The sequence below is a fragment of the Gordonia sp. NPDC003376 genome (assembly GCF_053589235.1).
This window is the reverse complement of sequence record NZ_JBSFRM010000032.1, coordinates 39,917-55,433: the sequence shown is the minus strand read 5'-3', so window position 1 is coordinate 55,433 and position 15,517 is coordinate 39,917. Positions and strand designations below refer to the sequence as shown.

Here is a 15,517-nt window from a genome sequence, read left to right as displayed (position 1 = left end):
GACAGTCTCGGGCATGCCTATTACGCGAAGAAACGTGCCGAGGGTAAGAAGTCTCGTGAGGCGATGCGTTGCCTGAAACGGCGACTCGTACGCACGATTTTTCATCGTCTGGTCACCGATCACGCTGCCCGTTCGCACACTGAAATCCTGGTTCCAGGAGCAGCCGCTTGACATAGGAGCGATGAGCCGGGACCGAGCATCGCGAGGACCCGTGTCGAAATCTCGGTGGCGTGCGTGGGGTGGTGACCAGCTCCGAGGTGGTTGCGTTGGTGTGCTCGGCCGGCGGAGGTTCGACAGCCGGACCCCCTCAATGCAAGAAGCCGTGCGGATCAAGGAGATCCGCACGGCTCATCACGATGTCGAGGGTCCGGTCAGATGGGGCGGAACCCGGCGCCGGGGCCGCCGCTGCGGTCGAGGGCGGTGGCGATGGTGGGCCACTTGGTGGCGACCATCGGGGTGAAGACCGGGATGGCGGGGTGCGCGCAGGCGATGGCGATCTCGGAGTTGGTCAGCGGGATGCGGATGTACTGGCCGCCGGTCAGCATGCCGACGAGGCGGTTGCCCTGCACCACGGGGGCGCCGGAATCACCCGGGGCGCCACAGACATAGCCGAAGCCGATGTTGCGGGTCTGGTTCAGCACCGGGCCGCACGTGCGGCCGGTGGTGCGGCCCGACTTGCAGACGGTGACGCCCTGCCCGGGGAAGGTGCCGGTGCGGGCGATCGTCGAGCCGCCGAAGTTGCGGGCACCGTAAACCTTTGCCGAATCGAGGGCGATCACCGCGTAGTCGACAGACTTGTCGACCGCGACGACGCGGCCGATGATGCCGGCACTCATCTTGTCCTCGAGCTGGATTCGTGAGCCGATGTTGCCGCAGTGCCCCGCGGTGATACCCACGAAGCGCCCGGCGCGGTCATGGCCGACGGTGGTCACGGTGCAGGCGCCCTTGCCGTCGATCACGATGGGGCTGCCACCGCCGACCGCCAGGCGCGGTGCGGCCTGGGCGGTGCCGGTCGGGATGAGCAGTGCTGCCAACCCGATGAGTGGGATCGCGATCCGCAGGAGGCGTCGCATGTCTCTCCGATCCGTTGAGGCCTCTAGATATTCACTATCGTGAATTCTCGGGCAACCTTAGCGGCTCTGACGTGCTTGTCAATCGCCGAACACGATGCTGCCCGCCGTCGAGCTCAGTACTCGCGAGCGTAGCCGAGAACGTCGGAGACATACGTCATGGAGTTGTTGTAGCGGAGGACGGCGGTGGTCTGGGATGCCACGGTCCGCAGGTCGAGATGGCCGTCGCACAGGTACCGCGCAGTGGTGAGCGCGGCGTCGTAGATGTTCTGCGGGTCGGCCACGCCGTCGTCGTTGCCGTCGGCGGCGTACTTCTTCCACGTGGACGGGATGAACTGCATGGGGCCGACGGCGCGGTCGTGCACCGAGTCGCCGTCGAGCGCGCCACCGTCGGTGTCGGTGATCACCTGGTTGCCGTCCAGCGAGCCGTCCAGGGTGGGACCGAAGATCGGTGTCTTCAGCTCACCGTTCGGGGCGATGTCACCATTGTTGGCGTGGTGGGACTCCACCCGGCCGATCCCGGCGACGAGCTTCCAGTCGATACCGCACGTCGGCTCGGTGCGGGCGATGGTGTCGGCGGCCGCACGATAGGCGCGGTAGTTGATCGCCGGGACGTCGCCGGCGGTGACGCTCGCCGGGAGCGGGTCGGCCGCCGCAGGGGCGGGCGCGGATGTCTGGGTCTGTGCCACCGGGGACGGGGTCACCGCAATGTGTGGTGCCGGGGCCGCCGTCGACGAGGACGGCTGTGTGACCGGCTGGGCGGTGACGGACGAGGTGACGGGAGCGGCGACGCTCGGTCCGGCACCGTCATCGGTGGTGGCTGCTGCAGCCGCGGCAACGACGCCGACGAGCGGGACCAGTGCGGTGGCGAGCAGCGGCCGGTGGGAGCGCTGCAGCAGTGGAGTGCGGGGTTTGGAGTGCTTTCCCAACGAAACGACCTCAATGTCTGGAACTCGGAGTGGATGCGCGTCGGACATGGGTGCGCACCCGGACCGCAGGCGACGGTACACGCGAACGTTGCCGTTCCGTTATCGCGGCGTTATCGAATCCTGGGAGTTGGCTGAGCGGCCGTTGCGGCCTCGCAGGTCATCGGCGATACCGGACCGGAAACTGTGATACCGGACACGAGTTGTTCCCGCCGCGGTCGTGAACTGCCCGAATCGGTCAGGTCAGGTCAGCTCAGCTCGGGCGCACCATGGTCAGCGTGGTGCCCTGCTCGAGGACGACGAACCCGTCGACGACGCGGGCACGCCCGAGGATGGACTGCGTCCATGCGATCGAACCCCGAGCGGGATCGAAGGCCGTGATCTGGGCGGCGTTCGCGAAGACGAGCAACCCATCGCTCGAACCCACGCAGCGCAACTGGTCGATGTTGGTGTCCGGGGACTCGGCGTCGGGTTCGGGCAGGGTGCCGAGGTGGTTGCCGTCGGCAAGCGCATACACCGACCGCGACCGGTCCTTGAGTGCAAAGGCGACATAGGCACCGCACGGGCGGGTGTTGGCCTTCGACAACTCGGGGTCGGTGATCGTCCACAGCGCACGCCGCTGCGCGGGGTCGCGGATCTCGTACTCGCCCTGCGTGGCCTCCATCTGGGCCTGCCCGGTGCCGGTGAGCACCGGCAGGGTGGACGCGCCGGGCACCACTCGCAGGCCCGCCGACCGCGACGTCGGCTCCGGTGACAGCGTGCCGTCGCTCACCGCATAGGTGTCCACACCCCTGTCGTCGAGCCCGTCGTGGGACACCGCGATACCGGTGGGATATGTGGTGATCGAACACCGGGAGCAGTGCAGCAGGTCGCGCCCGGTTGCCGGGTCGACGAGGAACTCGGTGGCGTCGTTGGTCGAGATCTGCAGCAGGCCGTTGTCGGTGACCTGCGCCGACGCGGTGGCCGCGAACGAGCGGGACCAGATCTCGTCGCCGTCGGCGGTGCGCATCGTGACCCGGTACCCGGACTGGTTGATCCGCAGGAACGACGATCCGACGCCGACCACCGAATGGGTGTCGTCGAGTGTGGTCGGATGGGTCGGGGTTCCGTCGTCGTCGACGAGATAGAAGGCGTCGGGAATGGCGGTCACGTCCACGGCGCAGCCGACCACGCCGTCATCGGTGAACGCGCAGCTGCCGGTGCCGACCTTCAGTGGGGCCTTCCATATCGGATGGCCCGATCCGCGCCCGATCAGAAGATAGGCGCGGCCGATCCCGGAGGGATAGGAGATCAGCCAGCGATCGCCGTGTGTGCCGGCCACCTCGATCCCGGCATCGGAGCTGTAGTCCGGCAGGTCCTGCGACGACAAGGTCCAGGCGGTCTCGGGGACCGTCGGATACGCGCGGAGCTGACCGGCCGAGTATCCCGACGACGGGCGGTCGGGGGTGCCGATCGCCAGCACCGCGCCTGCGGTCGCGACGAGGGCCGCCGAGAGGACGAGCGCCACGGTGCCGATGCCGAAGGGTACGCGTGCGCGGGCACTGCGAAGGCTGGATCGGACGCGGCCGGACCGGGTGGGCATGGCCATCAGTCAATCAAAGGGACCGGCCGACCCCGCCGCGCGACCTGCCACACACCACCACCGCCGTCGTCGAGGGGCGCTCGGCGACGGCGGTGGTGTGGCGGGGGTGATCAGGCGAGTGCGGTGCGCAGTACCTCGACGAGCGGCGTCGACGGATGGCCGAGCAGGGTCTGCAGGGTGGTGGAGTCGGAGTCGAGTGCCCCCTGTGTGATCCCGGTGTCGGTTCCGGCCAGGAATCCGGCGAATTGTGCCGGGATGCCGGACTTCTCGAGCGCGGACGCATATTCCGCCTCGGTGAGGTTCTGGTAGCGGACCTGGGTGCCGGTGGCCTCGGTGATGGCGGCGGCGATGGCCGGGTAGTCCAGGTGCTCGGACCCGGCGAGCTCGAAGACCTCGCCGCCGGTGGCGGTCACGAGCGCGGCTGCGGCGGCCCCGGCATAGTCGGCCCGGGCGGCCCCGGCGATCCTGCCGTCGCCGCCTGCGCCGTAGAGCACGCCGCTCTCGAGTGCGGACTTCGCGCCGGACAGGAAGTTCTCCCAGTACCAGCCGTTGCGCAACAGGACAGCGGGGATACCGGATTCGGCGAGCAGCTTCTCGGTACCGAGGTGCTCCTCACGCAGCGCCAGCGGGGTGGTGTCGGCGCGCAGCAGACTGGTGTAGGCGATCAGGCCCACGCCGGCGGCGCCGGCCGCGTCGATCACGTTGCGATGCTGCGCGAGACGCTGCCCGACCTCGGAACCCGACACCAGCAGGAGACGGTCGACGCCGTTCAGCGCCGTCGTGAGTGCCTCCGTGTCGGTGTAGTCGGCGATGCGGACGGCCACGCCTGCCTCCTGCAGTGGTACCGCCTTGGCCGCATTTCGGACGACGGCGACGATGTCGGTGGCGGCGATCCCGCGGGCGATCAGTGCATCGACGGTGAGCCCGCCGAGTGCCCCGGTTGCTCCGGTGACGGCGTAGGTGGTCATGGTGTCCTCCTCGAACGTTGAGGCCGCGAATCGGCTACCCGCCAATCATGCACTTACTATTCGTGCAGTGCAACCATTAATCGACTGTGCACGAGTGATCATTAGCACTGGGCCTGAAGGTGGCATAGAATTCTGGGCATGTCCGTCGAAATTTCGTCACCCGAACCCGCGTCGACCGGACCCCTGTCGACCGGATCCCTCTCGACCGGGTCCCCGGACGGCCTGACGCCCGAGTTCGCCGACACCCTCGAGGCCGACGTCTTCGCCCGCAACTGTGCATCCCGGGATGTCCTGCAGAACGTCACCAGCCGGTGGGGGCTGCTCGCCCTGGCCGCCCTCGCCGAGGGTGAACTGCGCTTCAGTGCGCTGCGGCGGCGGGTCGACGGGGTCAGTGAGCGCATGCTCTCGCAGACGCTGCACACCCTCGAGCGCGACGGATTCGTGACCCGGACCGTGCTGCAGTCCATCCCGCCAAAGGTCGAGTACTCGCTCACCGACCTCGGCGCCGACGTGGCCGGGCGGTTGACCGCCATCATCGAACTGGTCGAGGGCCGCGTCGACGACGTCTCCCGCGCACGCCAGGAGTACGACACGCGCGGGGGCGGTTCGTAGTGCCGGCGGGGACCGGTCGCTAGAACAGCTGCCCCAGGTAGAACCGGGCGCCCTGGTCGTCGGCACACAGTGCGGTGGCCCCGTAGGGTTGGCGCGACGGTTCGTCGATCACGGTGCCACCCGCGGCGCGGACCCGCTCGACCGCAGCGTCGACGTCGGCGACGTTCCACATCGGCACCGACACGGATTCGTCTGCGCCACCGGCGATCCCGATCTGCGGGTGCACGTCGACGACCTCCCAGCCGTCCTCGATCCGGCCCGGCCGGAATGTCCAGCCCAGCACGGTCCGATAGAACGCGCGCCACTGCGCCGAGTCGGGGGTGTGCACCGTCAGATACGACAAACCGCCGATGTCGCGGGGATGCCGCTCGGGTCGGGCGTCGTCGGCTTCCGGTGTGTACACCGCGAATTCGACGCCCTGGTCGTCGGACGCGTCGAGGCCGTGTGGGTCGTCGACAGCACGCCCGCCGGCCCGCTCGATCGCCGCACGTGCGGCGTCGAGGTCGTCCACGGCATAGGCGCAGAACACCGTCTGCGGCCCGTCGGTGTGCACGATCGCCAGTGGATGTGCCGCATTGGTCACGCGCCGTGTGCCCGCGTCGAACTCCCACCCGAGGACCGCGCCGTAGAAGCGTGCCGCCCGCGCGACGTCGTGGGTCTGTACGGAGATGAATCCGATGTCGCCCACATGGATTCGATCCTGATCGGGGGTGGCCGACAGCGACGGTCCGGTGAGCATCCATCGGTGCCCGAACGGGTCGACGATCACCGCGGTCCGGGTGCCGTGGGCCTCGTAGGGTTCACGGGTGACGATGGCATCGCCCCGGCGTGCGCGGTCGAGGGCCGAGTCGGTGTCGTCGACCGCCAGCATCAGGCTCACCGACACGTGGCCCGGCGCCGGTGCGCGCAGACCCATGTCCGGGAACTCCTGCGCGAGATAGACCACACCACCGCCGATCTCGAGTTCGGCGTGGCCGATCCGGTTGTCGTCCATCAGGATCGGCTCACCCCGCAGGTGTGCACCGAGATGGGTTGCATACCAGTCGATCGCCGCCCGGCCGTCGCCGACGGTCAGATAGGGCAGGGCGCCGGGCCGCTCGACCACCGGTGGTGTCGCGGGGAGAGCGGGTCGGGTTGTGGTGTCGGACAGTTCGTGTTCGATGGCGCTCGTGTCCACGATGACTCCTTCGGGTAGTCGGGCACCGCGCTCGAGCCGCGCACGCAGTCGGCGGGCGAAGTCGGGATCGGGTGCCGGTGGGATGGGATGGTCGATGGGATCGGTCGCGCGTAGTGCGGTGAACGCGTCATGTGGGGCACCGGCGTCGGTTCGGTCGTGCGTGCTCATGCGTGACCTCCTTCCCGGCCGATCCCGACGGTTCGGTCGGGGTAGGCCGCGCGGAAGGCCCGCTTGGCCCGGGTGAGCAGTGCCTCGGTGGCACCCACCCCACGGTCGAGTGCGGCGGCACACTCCGCGACCGGCAGATCGTCGACGTAGCGCAGCGTCAACACCGCCCGATGGACGGGCGAGAGCTGGGCGAGGGTGTGGTGGGCGAGCATCCGGTCGAGGTGGACGTCCCACTCGTCGCCGTTCGGCGGCGGGTCGGGGATCTCCTCGACCGGTTCGGGGGTGCGCTGCACCCGGCGCCAGTGATCGGCGAGTTTGTGCCGGGCCACCCCGATCAGCCACGGCACCCCCGGGGTGAGGGCCGGATCCCGCCGCAGCGTGTCCAGGGCGGCGAGGAATGTCTCCGCGGTCACGTCCTCGGCGACCCGACGATCCGAACAGCGGCGGAACACATACCCGAAGACCGCGGGCAGGGCCTCGTCGTAGACATCCAACAAGGCCTGTCCACCCCGTGTCCTCGCGGGCCGCGTCACGGGGTCCTCGTCCCCTGCGGCTCCGGGTGCTGCGCCACTCACATCCCCATCGTCGTCCGGGACTGCCCGAACCCGACGCGCCCCGAACAGAAAAGTCGCCGACAGAAAAGTCGCCGACGCCGCATCCGACGGGTCTCGACACTCGACGGTGGGCCGGCAGAAGGGCGCCACCGGTGTCATCGCCGACGAGGGGACCATGCATGAACAGCAGCGGCGGATGCGACGACGACTCGGGGCGGGCGACGCGGTGTTCGATGGTTCCGGATCGACGACAGGCCGCTCGGTGGCGGGCCCGGTGGCCCCGAGGGCCGGAGCCCGATCGCCGACGGACGCCCGCCGCGAAACGCGCAGACGGCCCGAGCGGAAGTCCACAAGTCGCCTCAACGGCCGGTGAACGACACGAGAACCGGCTCCGACGTGCCCGTTCGCTCACGGCGTAGCGATCCCGGAACAGGCCCGGACGCTGGGCTGTTGCACATCTCGATGCCCGAACTTCCCCCGAATCACCCACAACCGGGGCGGGCGTTAACTGTAGGTGCACTCCATGCGACCACTAGAGTGGAAGCAGGACGGTCGTCGTGTACCCGACACCGCCACGATGGTCGCCATCGTGGTCCGGTTCCCGGGGTACCGGGAGAGCATGACGACCTGGGCGACAGCGAAATGAGGGAGAACAATGTTCGAACGGTTCACCGACCGCGCTCGACGGGTTGTCGTGCTCGCCCAAGAAGAGGCGCGGATGCTCAACCACAACTACATCGGTACCGAGCACATCCTGCTCGGCCTGATCCACGAGGGTGAGGGTGTCGCCGCCAAGGCACTCGAGTCGCTCGGCATCTCCCTGGAGGGTGTTCGTAGCCAGGTCGAGGAGATCATCGGTCAGGGCCAGCAGGCCCCGAGCGGGCACATCCCGTTCACCCCGCGGGCCAAGAAGGTCCTCGAGCTCTCGCTGCGCGAGGCACTGCAGCTCGGCCACAACTACATCGGCACCGAGCACATCCTGCTCGGGCTCATCCGCGAGGGTGAGGGCGTGGCCGCGCAGGTGCTGGTCAAGCTGGGCGCCGACCTCAACCGGGTCCGCCAGCAGGTCATCCAGCTGCTGTCGGGATACCAGGGCAAGGAGCCGCAGGAGGCCGGCACCGGCGGGCGGTCCACCGAGTCGGGCACCCCGTCCACCTCGCTGGTCCTCGACCAGTTCGGCAGAAACCTGACCGCCGCCGCGGCCGAGGGCAAACTCGACCCGGTCATCGGCCGGGAAAAAGAGATCGAACGGGTCATGCAGGTGCTCTCGCGACGCACCAAGAACAACCCGGTGCTGATCGGCGAGCCGGGTGTCGGCAAGACCGCCGTCGTCGAAGGCCTCGCGCAGGCCATCGTCAACGGCAAGGTCCCGGAGACACTCAAGGACAAGCAGCTCTACACCCTCGACCTCGGTTCGCTGGTCGCGGGCAGCCGCTACCGCGGTGATTTCGAGGAACGCCTGAAGAAGGTGCTCAAGGAGATCAACACCCGCGGCGACATCATCCTGTTCATCGACGAGTTGCACACGCTCGTCGGCGCAGGTGCCGCCGAGGGTGCGATCGACGCCGCCAGCATCCTCAAGCCGAAGCTGGCGCGCGGGGAACTGCAGACCATCGGTGCCACCACCCTCGACGAGTACCGCAAGTACATCGAGAAGGACGCCGCGCTCGAGCGCCGCTTCCAGCCGGTGCAGGTGGGCGAGCCGTCGGTGGAGCACACCATCGAGATCCTCAAGGGTCTCCGCGACCGCTACGAGAGCCACCACCGCGTGTCCATCACCGACGGCGCACTCGTCGCGGCGGCCACCCTCGCCGACCGCTACATCAACGACCGGTTCCTGCCGGACAAGGCGATCGACCTGATCGACGAGGCCGGTGCGCGCATGCGCATCCGCCGGATGACCGCGCCGCCGGATCTGCGCGAGTTCGACGAGCGGATCGCCGAGGCCCGCAAGGAGAAGGAGTCCGCGATCGACGCGCAGGACTTCGAGAAGGCCGCCGGGCTGCGCGACAAGGAGAAGCAGCTCGTCGCCGAGCGCTCTGAGCGTGAAAAGCAGTGGCGCAGTGGAGATCTGGACGTCGTGGCCGAGGTCGACGACGAGCAGATCGCCGAGGTGCTCGGCAACTGGACCGGTATCCCGGTGTTCAAGCTCACCGAGGAGGAGACCACCCGTCTGCTCCGCATGGAGGAGGAGCTGCACAAGCGGATCATCGGTCAGGAGGACGCGGTCAAGGCCGTCTCCAAGGCCATCCGCCGCACCCGCGCCGGTCTGAAGGACCCGCGTCGCCCGTCCGGCTCGTTCATCTTCGCCGGCCCGTCCGGCGTCGGTAAGACCGAGCTGTCCAAGGCCCTCGCGAACTTCCTGTTCGGCGAGGACGACGCGCTCATCCAGATCGACATGGGCGAGTTCCACGACCGCTTCACCGCGTCGCGTCTGTTCGGTGCCCCTCCCGGGTACGTCGGCTACGAAGAGGGCGGCCAGCTCACCGAGAAGGTGCGCCGCAAGCCGTTCTCGGTGGTGCTGTTCGACGAGATCGAGAAGGCCCACTCGGAGATCTACAACACCCTGTTGCAGGTCCTCGAAGACGGTCGCCTGACCGACGGACAGGGTCGCACGGTGGACTTCAAGAACACCGTCCTGATCTTCACCTCGAACCTCGGTACCTCCGACATCTCGAAGGCCGTGGGACTGGGCTTCAGCAAGGGCGACGACGCGCAGTCGAACTATGAGCGGATGAAGCTCAAGGTCAACGACGAGCTCAAGAAGCACTTCCGGCCCGAGTTCCTCAACCGTATCGACGACGTCATCGTGTTCCACCAGCTGACGAAGGACGAGATCATCGAGATGGTCGACCTGATGATCGGCCGTGTCGAGAAGCAGCTGAAGAACAAGGACATGGACATCGAGCTCACCGAGAAGGCCAAGTCGCTGCTCGCCAAGCGCGGCTTCGACCCGGTGCTCGGCGCCCGTCCGTTGCGTCGCACCATCCAGCGTGAGATCGAGGATCAGCTCTCCGAGAAGATCCTGTTCAACGATCTGACCCCGGGTCAGATCGTGCTGGTCGACGTGGAGGACTGGGACGGCGAGGGCGACGGTGACGGCGCCAAGTTCACCTTCGTCGGCTCGGAGAAGCCGCGCGAGGTGCCCGACGCGCCGGTCGAGCTGAGCAAGGCCGGCGACGGCAGCGCCGACCTGGGCTGACGTACAACCTGATTCACACGACGACGCCCGCCGCATCCACCCGGATGCGACGGGCGTCGTCGTATGTCCGGGATCTGTGGATCGGGCGATCGGGCGGCACTGGACATCGGGTCGCCCGATTGCCACCATGATCGAGGGCCGATCTGACGGCAGTACCGTCGGATCCGAAAAGCGCTTGTGGCAGAGGAGGATCGATGGCAGAAACCGGACCGGTCATCAGCGTCGACCGTGACGACGAGATCGCGGTCATCACCCTGAACCGTCCGGATCGGCTCAACGCCTTCACCACCCGGATGGGTGCCGAGATCCGTGCCGCACTCGACGAGATCGACACCGACGACTCGGTGCGTGCCGTGGTGTTCACCGGGGCCGGACGGGCATTCTGTGCCGGCGCCGATCTCGGTGCGGGCGCGTCCACCTTCGAGCTCGACTCCGACGGCGGTGTCCCGCGCGACGAGGGCGGCCGCCTGACACTACGCATCTTCGAATCGCTCAAACCGGTCGTGATGGCGATCAACGGTCCGTCGGCCGGCGTCGGGGTCACCATGACCCTGCCCGCTGATGCCCGGATCGCCTCCGAGACCGCACGATTCGGATTCGTTTTCACCCGCCGCGGTCTCGTCCCGGAGGCGTGTTCGAGTTGGTTCCTGCCGCGGCTGGTGGGGTTGCCGACCGCGTTGCGCTGGTCGATGGGTGGGCAGATGGTCCCCGCAGCGGAGGCGCTCGAAGCGGGATTGGTCCAGCAGGTGGTGCCGCCCGAGCAGGTGTTGCCGACGGCGATCGCGGCGGCCCGCGAGATGACCCGCGGCACCGCGCCGGTGTCGGTGGCCCTGACCCGACAACTGCTGTGGCAGATGGCCGGTGCGCCGAGCCCGTGGGACGCCCACCGTGCCGACTCGGCGGCGATCTTCTACCGCGGCACCATGCCGGACGTGGCCGAAGGGGTGACGGCGTTCCTGGACAAGCGCGATCCGGTGTTCACCGACACCGTGTCGGCCGACCTGCCCGAGATCTTCGGAATGGATGTGGAGCCAACACGTGGTGCACCCGACACCGGGGATCCGTCCCCGGCGCACCCGGATATGTGAGACTGGGACGGTTATGTCGCGCGCACTCTTCTATCGTGGCGCGACGGCCCTCGCTGCACTGGCCGTCGCGGCCGTCGTCGTACTCCCCGGGAGCGCGAGCGTCCAGCATGCCGTCGCCGGCCCGGTGTCCACCGTCGCCGCATCCCAGCACGACGAACTGCCGAGCACACCGGCGCCGCCCCCGGCGAAGTATGTGGCACTGGGCAGTTCGTATGCCGCCGGTCCGGACGGGCCGGAGTCGCTGTCGAATCGGTGCCTGCGTACCTCCGACAACTACCCGCACCAGGTGGCCGACGCGCTCGGCATGACGCTGATCGACGCAACCTGCTCGGGTGCCACCACGCGGAACATCCTGTCGGTGCCGCAGCGCTTCACCGCGCTGCCCCAGATCGACGCGGTGACCCCCGACACCTCACTGGTCACCATCACGACCGGCGGAAACGACGTCGGCTACATCCAGCGACTTCTCGCGATGAGCTGCCGCAACGTGTCACCGGTGGTGGCCAAGGAGGTCGCCGCCCGCACCTGTGCGCTCGGCCACCCGCTCACCGAACCGGATCCCGAACGCTTCGCCGAGGCCGAGTGGTCGATGTACGAGACGGCGCTGGCGGTCAAAGCGCGCGCCCCGCATGCGCGCGTCGTGTTCGTCGACTATCCGCCGGTCGTCCTCGCCGGGGAGCGTGCGTGCTCGTTGCTGCCGCTGAAGCCGGAGGAACTCGCCGCCACCATCCGGGTGTACGACGAGCTCGCCGCGGCCACCGCACGCGCCGCCGAGGCCTCGGGATCGCAGCTGGTGCGCACGATGCCCGCGGCCACCGGGCACACCGTGTGCTCGGCCGACCCCTGGCTGAACGGCTTCGAGCTCCCCATCCCGTATCACCCGAACGACGCCGGCAAATCCGGTGTCGCAAGCCTCGTCATCGACGCCTTGCGCTGAGTCGCCACCTCGGTGATCGAGCCGACGAGGAACTCGTGAGGTGACCGGGCCCTTGGGGGATGTCGCGTGTCGAGTCGACGCCCACCACGGTGATCGAGCCGACGAGGAGCGTAGCGGCGAGTCGTGTCGAGGTCTTCGCAGGCCGAGCGCATGAGGTGATCGGGTGATCGTGTGTTCGGCGTGCTCGACCGGCGGCCTGCTCTGGTGATTGAGCCGACGAGGAGCGTAGCGGCGAGTCGTGTCGAAATCTCCGCAGGCCGAGCGCATGAGGTGGTCCGAGACACGACCACGATCACACGGCCGCGGTCACACAGCCTCCTCGAGGACTTTGCCCTCGCGTACTTGGCGCCCGTAGACCAGGGCCATCGAGAACACCAGGAAGGCGCCGGTGGCGGCGATCAGGTTGCCTGCCCACATCTCGAAGCCGAGCCGCAGGATCACGCCGACGACGATGCCGACCAGGCCCACAACAGCCGACCGTCCGGCGTTCTGCAGACGCCAGTCGATGCGATTGCGTCCGGTGGTGATCAGGCTGATCGGGCTGCGACGCAGGGTCTCCACGATGAACACGGTGAGCGCCACCGTCGCCAGGTAGGCGATGATCACGCGCGGAACGGCGGGCAGCGATGTGGTGGCGATCTGCGGCAGCAGGGCGTACAGCGCGAGCGCATGTGCCAGGTAGATGCCGAACGACCGGTCCGACGCGGTGCGCATCAGGCGGTCCGGGATCGACCCGGGGGTGCGACGTTCCTGCCAGATGGTGCCCAGGGAGTACAGGATGATGATGATCGCGATGAACGCCCACATGTTGTGGAGCATGAACACGTTGGTCGCGCGGAACAGATCCTCGCCCTGGTCGACGACGTACAGGTAGTACAGCCAGGTCGCCAGCATGACCACCAGTCCACCGGTGATCAGCTGCCGGCGCCAGCGCTTGACGAATCCCTGGAACGCCTCGAAGTGCATGGCCGCCACGCAGCCGGCGAAGATGAAGAACTGGTACGGGATGATCGTGACGACCAGGTGACTCCAGATCTCGCCCTGGATTCCCCAGGTGAAGAACGACACCGGCGGCCGCACCATCATGTACATCACGACCATCTGGACGATGAGGCTGACCGCGAGCAGGTACCGGTGGTAGCCCCACGACCGCTTGAGCACCCACAGCACCAGCGGGAACACCAGGTAGATCTGCATACTCACCGAAAGGAAGTACAGGTGGTAGGCGGCGTGACCGGTGATCAGGTCGTAGACGATGCTCTTCACCGAGCGTTCCACGGCGTCGAAGCTGTTCCACGCGTTGGTGATCGCGTCGACACCGCCGAACTTGTAGCGCGTGTAGAACCAGTAGAACAGGCTCCAGGTGACGAACGGCAGGCCGATCAGCTTGTAGCGTCGCCGCCAGAACTCCGTCGCCTTCAGGTCGCGCTTGCGGTACTGATAGGTCAACACGAAGCCGGTGAGCGCGAAGAAGCCGTACCGGGTGTAGCGCAAGAACATCTCGACCGCGCCCGCGGCGACGTTGGTCGGCGCGGTGACGCTGAGCATCACGTGGTCGAGGATGACCCCACCGAAGGTGACCAACCGGACGAGGTCGATCTGGTAGAGATGCTTGTCTTTCTTCTTCGCCGGTGGAGCCGGGGCGTCCGCCGCGGTGGCGTCGGTCACGTTCTGTTCGGGTGTGTCCGATGCTTTCGGTGCCTGCGGTGACGATGTACCGGCCGAGGGCTGTTCGGTGACGATCGGTCTTCCTCCGTCCGGTGATTTCCGGCGCGATATGCTGCTGCGCGCGTTCGGGTAGGCAGGCTACTCCGTATTCCTGTGAGCCCTGAAATCAGACAGGGCCCCGCCGAGACGTTCATCGGCGGTCCGCTCGGACGTCGTCGGTGGCCTGTAGCCGGGCGACGGGGCGTCGTCGGGCGGTGACGCGCCACCCGATCAGACCCACCACCGCGGCCAGGAAACAGGCGGCCGCGCCCACCGCGAGGCCGATGCGGGCCCCGGCCGCCTCGGAGATCCAGCCGATGATCGGACCACCGATCGGTGTGGACCCCATGAAGGCCACCGACCACAGTGCCATCACCCGTCCCCGCATGTGAGGTTCGGAGTTGAGTTGCAGGGTCGCGTTGCCGGTCGAGAGAAACGAGACGCTGAGCCAGCCGGTGAAGAACAAGGCCACGATCGCCATCCACAGTTCGGGGACGACGGCGGTGATCGTGATGGTGATGCCGAAGCCCACCGCGGCCAGGGTCAGGGTGCGCAACCCGATGGTGCCGCGCGCGGCGACGATCAGCCCGCCGACCACCGCACCGACCCCCATCGCCGCCGTCATGAACCCGAACGCCTGGGGCCCGCCGTGGAAGGCGTCCTTGGCGGCGGCGGGCAGCGACACCTGGAATTCGTATGCCAGGGTGCCCACCACTCCCATCATGGCCAGCGGTACCCACAGCAATGGTTCCCGCGCGACGTAGACGAAGCCCTCACGCAACTGTCCGCGGGCCCGCGTGATCGGTGTCTCCGGGGTGATCTCGTCGGTCCGCAGGGCCAGCAGGGAGACGACGACCGCCACGAAGCTGGCCGCGTTGATCGCGAAGCACCAGCCCGCGCCGACCGCGGCGAGCACCACACCGGCGACGGCCGGGCCCACCGCGCGGGCGGCGTTGACCATGACCGAGTTGAGGGTGACGGCGTTGCGGATCAGATCGTTGCCGACGATCTGATGGAGAAAGGCCTGCCGGGCGGGATTCTCGAAGGCGTTGCCGAGCCCGAGGAGCACGGCGAGGACGCCGACATGCCAGACCTGCACCCAGCCGCCGAGGGCGAGGACGGCCAGGACCACCGCCAGCACCCCCATCGCCGACTGCAGCACGATCATCGTGCGGCGACGATCGAGGCGGTCGGCGAGCACTCCGGCGTAGGGGCCGAAGAGCAGGATGGGCAGCGCCTGCAAGGCGACGATCAGACCGAGGACGGCTGCGGAGTCGCTGAGGGTGAGGACCAGCCACGCCTGCGCGGTCGCCTGCATCCACGTCCCGACGAGCGAGAGTGTCTGACCGGCGAAGTAGAGGCGGTAGTTACGGACCCGGAAGGATGCGAACATGCCACGCTGCTCGACGGGCTCCCGACGCCCGGGCTCCTCGGCCTCGGGAACTCGGTGCGTGGTCATCATCTGCCACTGTATGCCTCGGTGTCCCAGGGTCGGGGGCTTGGTCCGGCACCGATCACCCGGCCCG

Annotated in this window: 13 protein-coding genes; 5 read left to right on the top strand and 8 right to left on the bottom strand. The window is 68.0% G+C overall.

All coding sequences use genetic code 11. The features are described 5' to 3' along the window. Nucleotides 1-371 precede the first annotated feature (371 nt). From ACWDUA_RS22655 to ACWDUA_RS22640, 4 genes are all read right to left on the bottom strand, one after another. Entirely contained in the window at nt 372-1,073 is a 702-nt protein-coding gene (locus ACWDUA_RS22655) for a S1 family peptidase (RefSeq protein WP_449753269.1), read from the bottom strand. Nucleotides 1,074-1,186: 113 nt separating this feature from the next. Beyond that, the gene (locus ACWDUA_RS22650) at nt 1,187-1,999 is read right to left on the bottom strand and encodes a lytic transglycosylase domain-containing protein (protein ID WP_449753268.1); all 813 of its coding nucleotides are present in this window, start codon (nt 1,997-1,999) and stop codon (nt 1,187-1,189) included. A 250-nt stretch (nt 2,000-2,249) separates the two neighbouring features. Further along, complete coding sequence (locus tag ACWDUA_RS22645; RefSeq protein ID WP_449753267.1) at nt 2,250-3,578, bottom strand: hypothetical protein; 1,329 nt, start codon at nt 3,576-3,578, stop codon at nt 2,250-2,252. 110 nt (nt 3,579-3,688) lie between these two features. After that, on the bottom strand, nt 3,689-4,546 hold the full coding sequence (locus tag ACWDUA_RS22640; RefSeq protein ID WP_449753266.1) for an NmrA family NAD(P)-binding protein: 858 nt from the start codon (nt 4,544-4,546) through the stop codon (nt 3,689-3,691). 138 nt (nt 4,547-4,684) lie between these two features. Here ACWDUA_RS22640 and ACWDUA_RS22635 point away from each other — a divergent pair, with 138 nt between their 5' ends. Next, on the top strand, nt 4,685-5,158 hold the full coding sequence (locus ACWDUA_RS22635) for a winged helix-turn-helix transcriptional regulator (RefSeq protein WP_449753265.1): 474 nt from the start codon (nt 4,685-4,687) through the stop codon (nt 5,156-5,158). 19 nt (nt 5,159-5,177) lie between these two features. Here the strand turns inward: ACWDUA_RS22635 and ACWDUA_RS22630 are convergent, their stop codons facing one another. Next, nucleotides 5,178-6,503 (bottom strand): VOC family protein, encoded by a 1,326-nt coding sequence (locus ACWDUA_RS22630; protein ID WP_449753264.1) that lies wholly within the window; start codon nt 6,501-6,503, stop codon nt 5,178-5,180. Further along, a complete protein-coding gene (locus ACWDUA_RS22625; RefSeq protein ID WP_449753270.1) occupies nt 6,500-7,000 on the bottom strand; it encodes an RNA polymerase sigma factor in 501 nt (166 codons plus the stop codon). The genes ACWDUA_RS22630 and ACWDUA_RS22625 overlap by 4 nt, the downstream gene beginning before the upstream one ends. Nucleotides 7,001-7,580: 580 nt before the next feature. On the opposite strand from ACWDUA_RS22625, the gene ACWDUA_RS22620 reads away from it, so the two are divergent. The 4 genes from ACWDUA_RS22620 to ACWDUA_RS22605 all read left to right on the top strand — a co-directional run bounded on the left by ACWDUA_RS22620 (nt 7,581) and on the right by ACWDUA_RS22605 (nt 12,284). Further along, nucleotides 7,581-7,703 carry a hypothetical protein gene (locus ACWDUA_RS22620; protein ID WP_449753263.1) on the top strand — a complete coding sequence of 41 codons (123 nt, stop codon included), beginning with the start codon at nt 7,581-7,583 and terminating at the stop codon, nt 7,701-7,703. A 9-nt stretch (nt 7,704-7,712) separates the two neighbouring features. Further along, the gene (locus ACWDUA_RS22615; protein ID WP_449753262.1) at nt 7,713-10,259 is read left to right on the top strand and encodes an ATP-dependent Clp protease ATP-binding subunit; all 2,547 of its coding nucleotides are present in this window, start codon (nt 7,713-7,715) and stop codon (nt 10,257-10,259) included. A gap of 194 nt (nt 10,260-10,453) precedes the next feature. Further along, nucleotides 10,454-11,347, top strand: coding sequence for an enoyl-CoA hydratase-related protein (locus ACWDUA_RS22610; RefSeq protein ID WP_449753261.1), 894 nt, complete (start codon nt 10,454-10,456; stop codon nt 11,345-11,347). 13 nt (nt 11,348-11,360) lie between these two features. Continuing rightward, the gene (locus ACWDUA_RS22605; protein ID WP_449753260.1) at nt 11,361-12,284 is read left to right on the top strand and encodes an SGNH/GDSL hydrolase family protein; all 924 of its coding nucleotides are present in this window, start codon (nt 11,361-11,363) and stop codon (nt 12,282-12,284) included. 306 nt (nt 12,285-12,590) lie between these two features. On the opposite strand, the gene ACWDUA_RS22600 is transcribed toward ACWDUA_RS22605, so the two are convergent. Both ACWDUA_RS22600 and ACWDUA_RS22595 read right to left on the bottom strand, forming a co-directional pair. Continuing rightward, a complete protein-coding gene (locus ACWDUA_RS22600; RefSeq protein ID WP_449753259.1) occupies nt 12,591-13,952 on the bottom strand; it encodes an acyltransferase family protein in 1,362 nt (453 codons plus the stop codon). A 190-nt stretch (nt 13,953-14,142) separates the two neighbouring features. Next, nucleotides 14,143-15,450, bottom strand: a complete 1,308-nt coding sequence (locus ACWDUA_RS22595; protein ID WP_449753258.1) for an MFS transporter — start codon at nt 15,448-15,450, stop codon at nt 14,143-14,145. Nucleotides 15,451-15,517 lie beyond the last annotated feature (67 nt).

Excerpts from the sequence above, each read along its gene's own strand:
- ACWDUA_RS22595 (WP_449753258.1), bottom strand. The coding sequence starts at position 15,450 with ATGACCACGCACCGAGTTCCCGAGGCCGAGGAGCCCGGGCGTCGGGAG.
- ACWDUA_RS22605 (WP_449753260.1), top strand. The coding sequence starts at position 11,361 with ATGTCGCGCGCACTCTTCTATCGTGGCGCGACGGCCCTCGCTGCACTG.
- ACWDUA_RS22640 (WP_449753266.1), bottom strand. The coding sequence starts at position 4,546 with ATGACCACCTACGCCGTCACCGGAGCAACCGGGGCACTCGGCGGGCTC.
- ACWDUA_RS22615 (WP_449753262.1), top strand. The coding sequence starts at position 7,713 with ATGTTCGAACGGTTCACCGACCGCGCTCGACGGGTTGTCGTGCTCGCC.
- ACWDUA_RS22610 (WP_449753261.1), top strand. The coding sequence starts at position 10,454 with ATGGCAGAAACCGGACCGGTCATCAGCGTCGACCGTGACGACGAGATC.
- ACWDUA_RS22635 (WP_449753265.1), top strand. The coding sequence starts at position 4,685 with ATGTCCGTCGAAATTTCGTCACCCGAACCCGCGTCGACCGGACCCCTG.
- ACWDUA_RS22630 (WP_449753264.1), bottom strand. The coding sequence starts at position 6,503 with ATGAGCACGCACGACCGAACCGACGCCGGTGCCCCACATGACGCGTTC.
- ACWDUA_RS22655 (WP_449753269.1), bottom strand. The coding sequence starts at position 1,073 with ATGCGACGCCTCCTGCGGATCGCGATCCCACTCATCGGGTTGGCAGCA.
- ACWDUA_RS22620 (WP_449753263.1), top strand. The coding sequence starts at position 7,581 with ATGCGACCACTAGAGTGGAAGCAGGACGGTCGTCGTGTACCCGACACC.
- ACWDUA_RS22645 (WP_449753267.1), bottom strand. The coding sequence starts at position 3,578 with ATGCCCACCCGGTCCGGCCGCGTCCGATCCAGCCTTCGCAGTGCCCGC.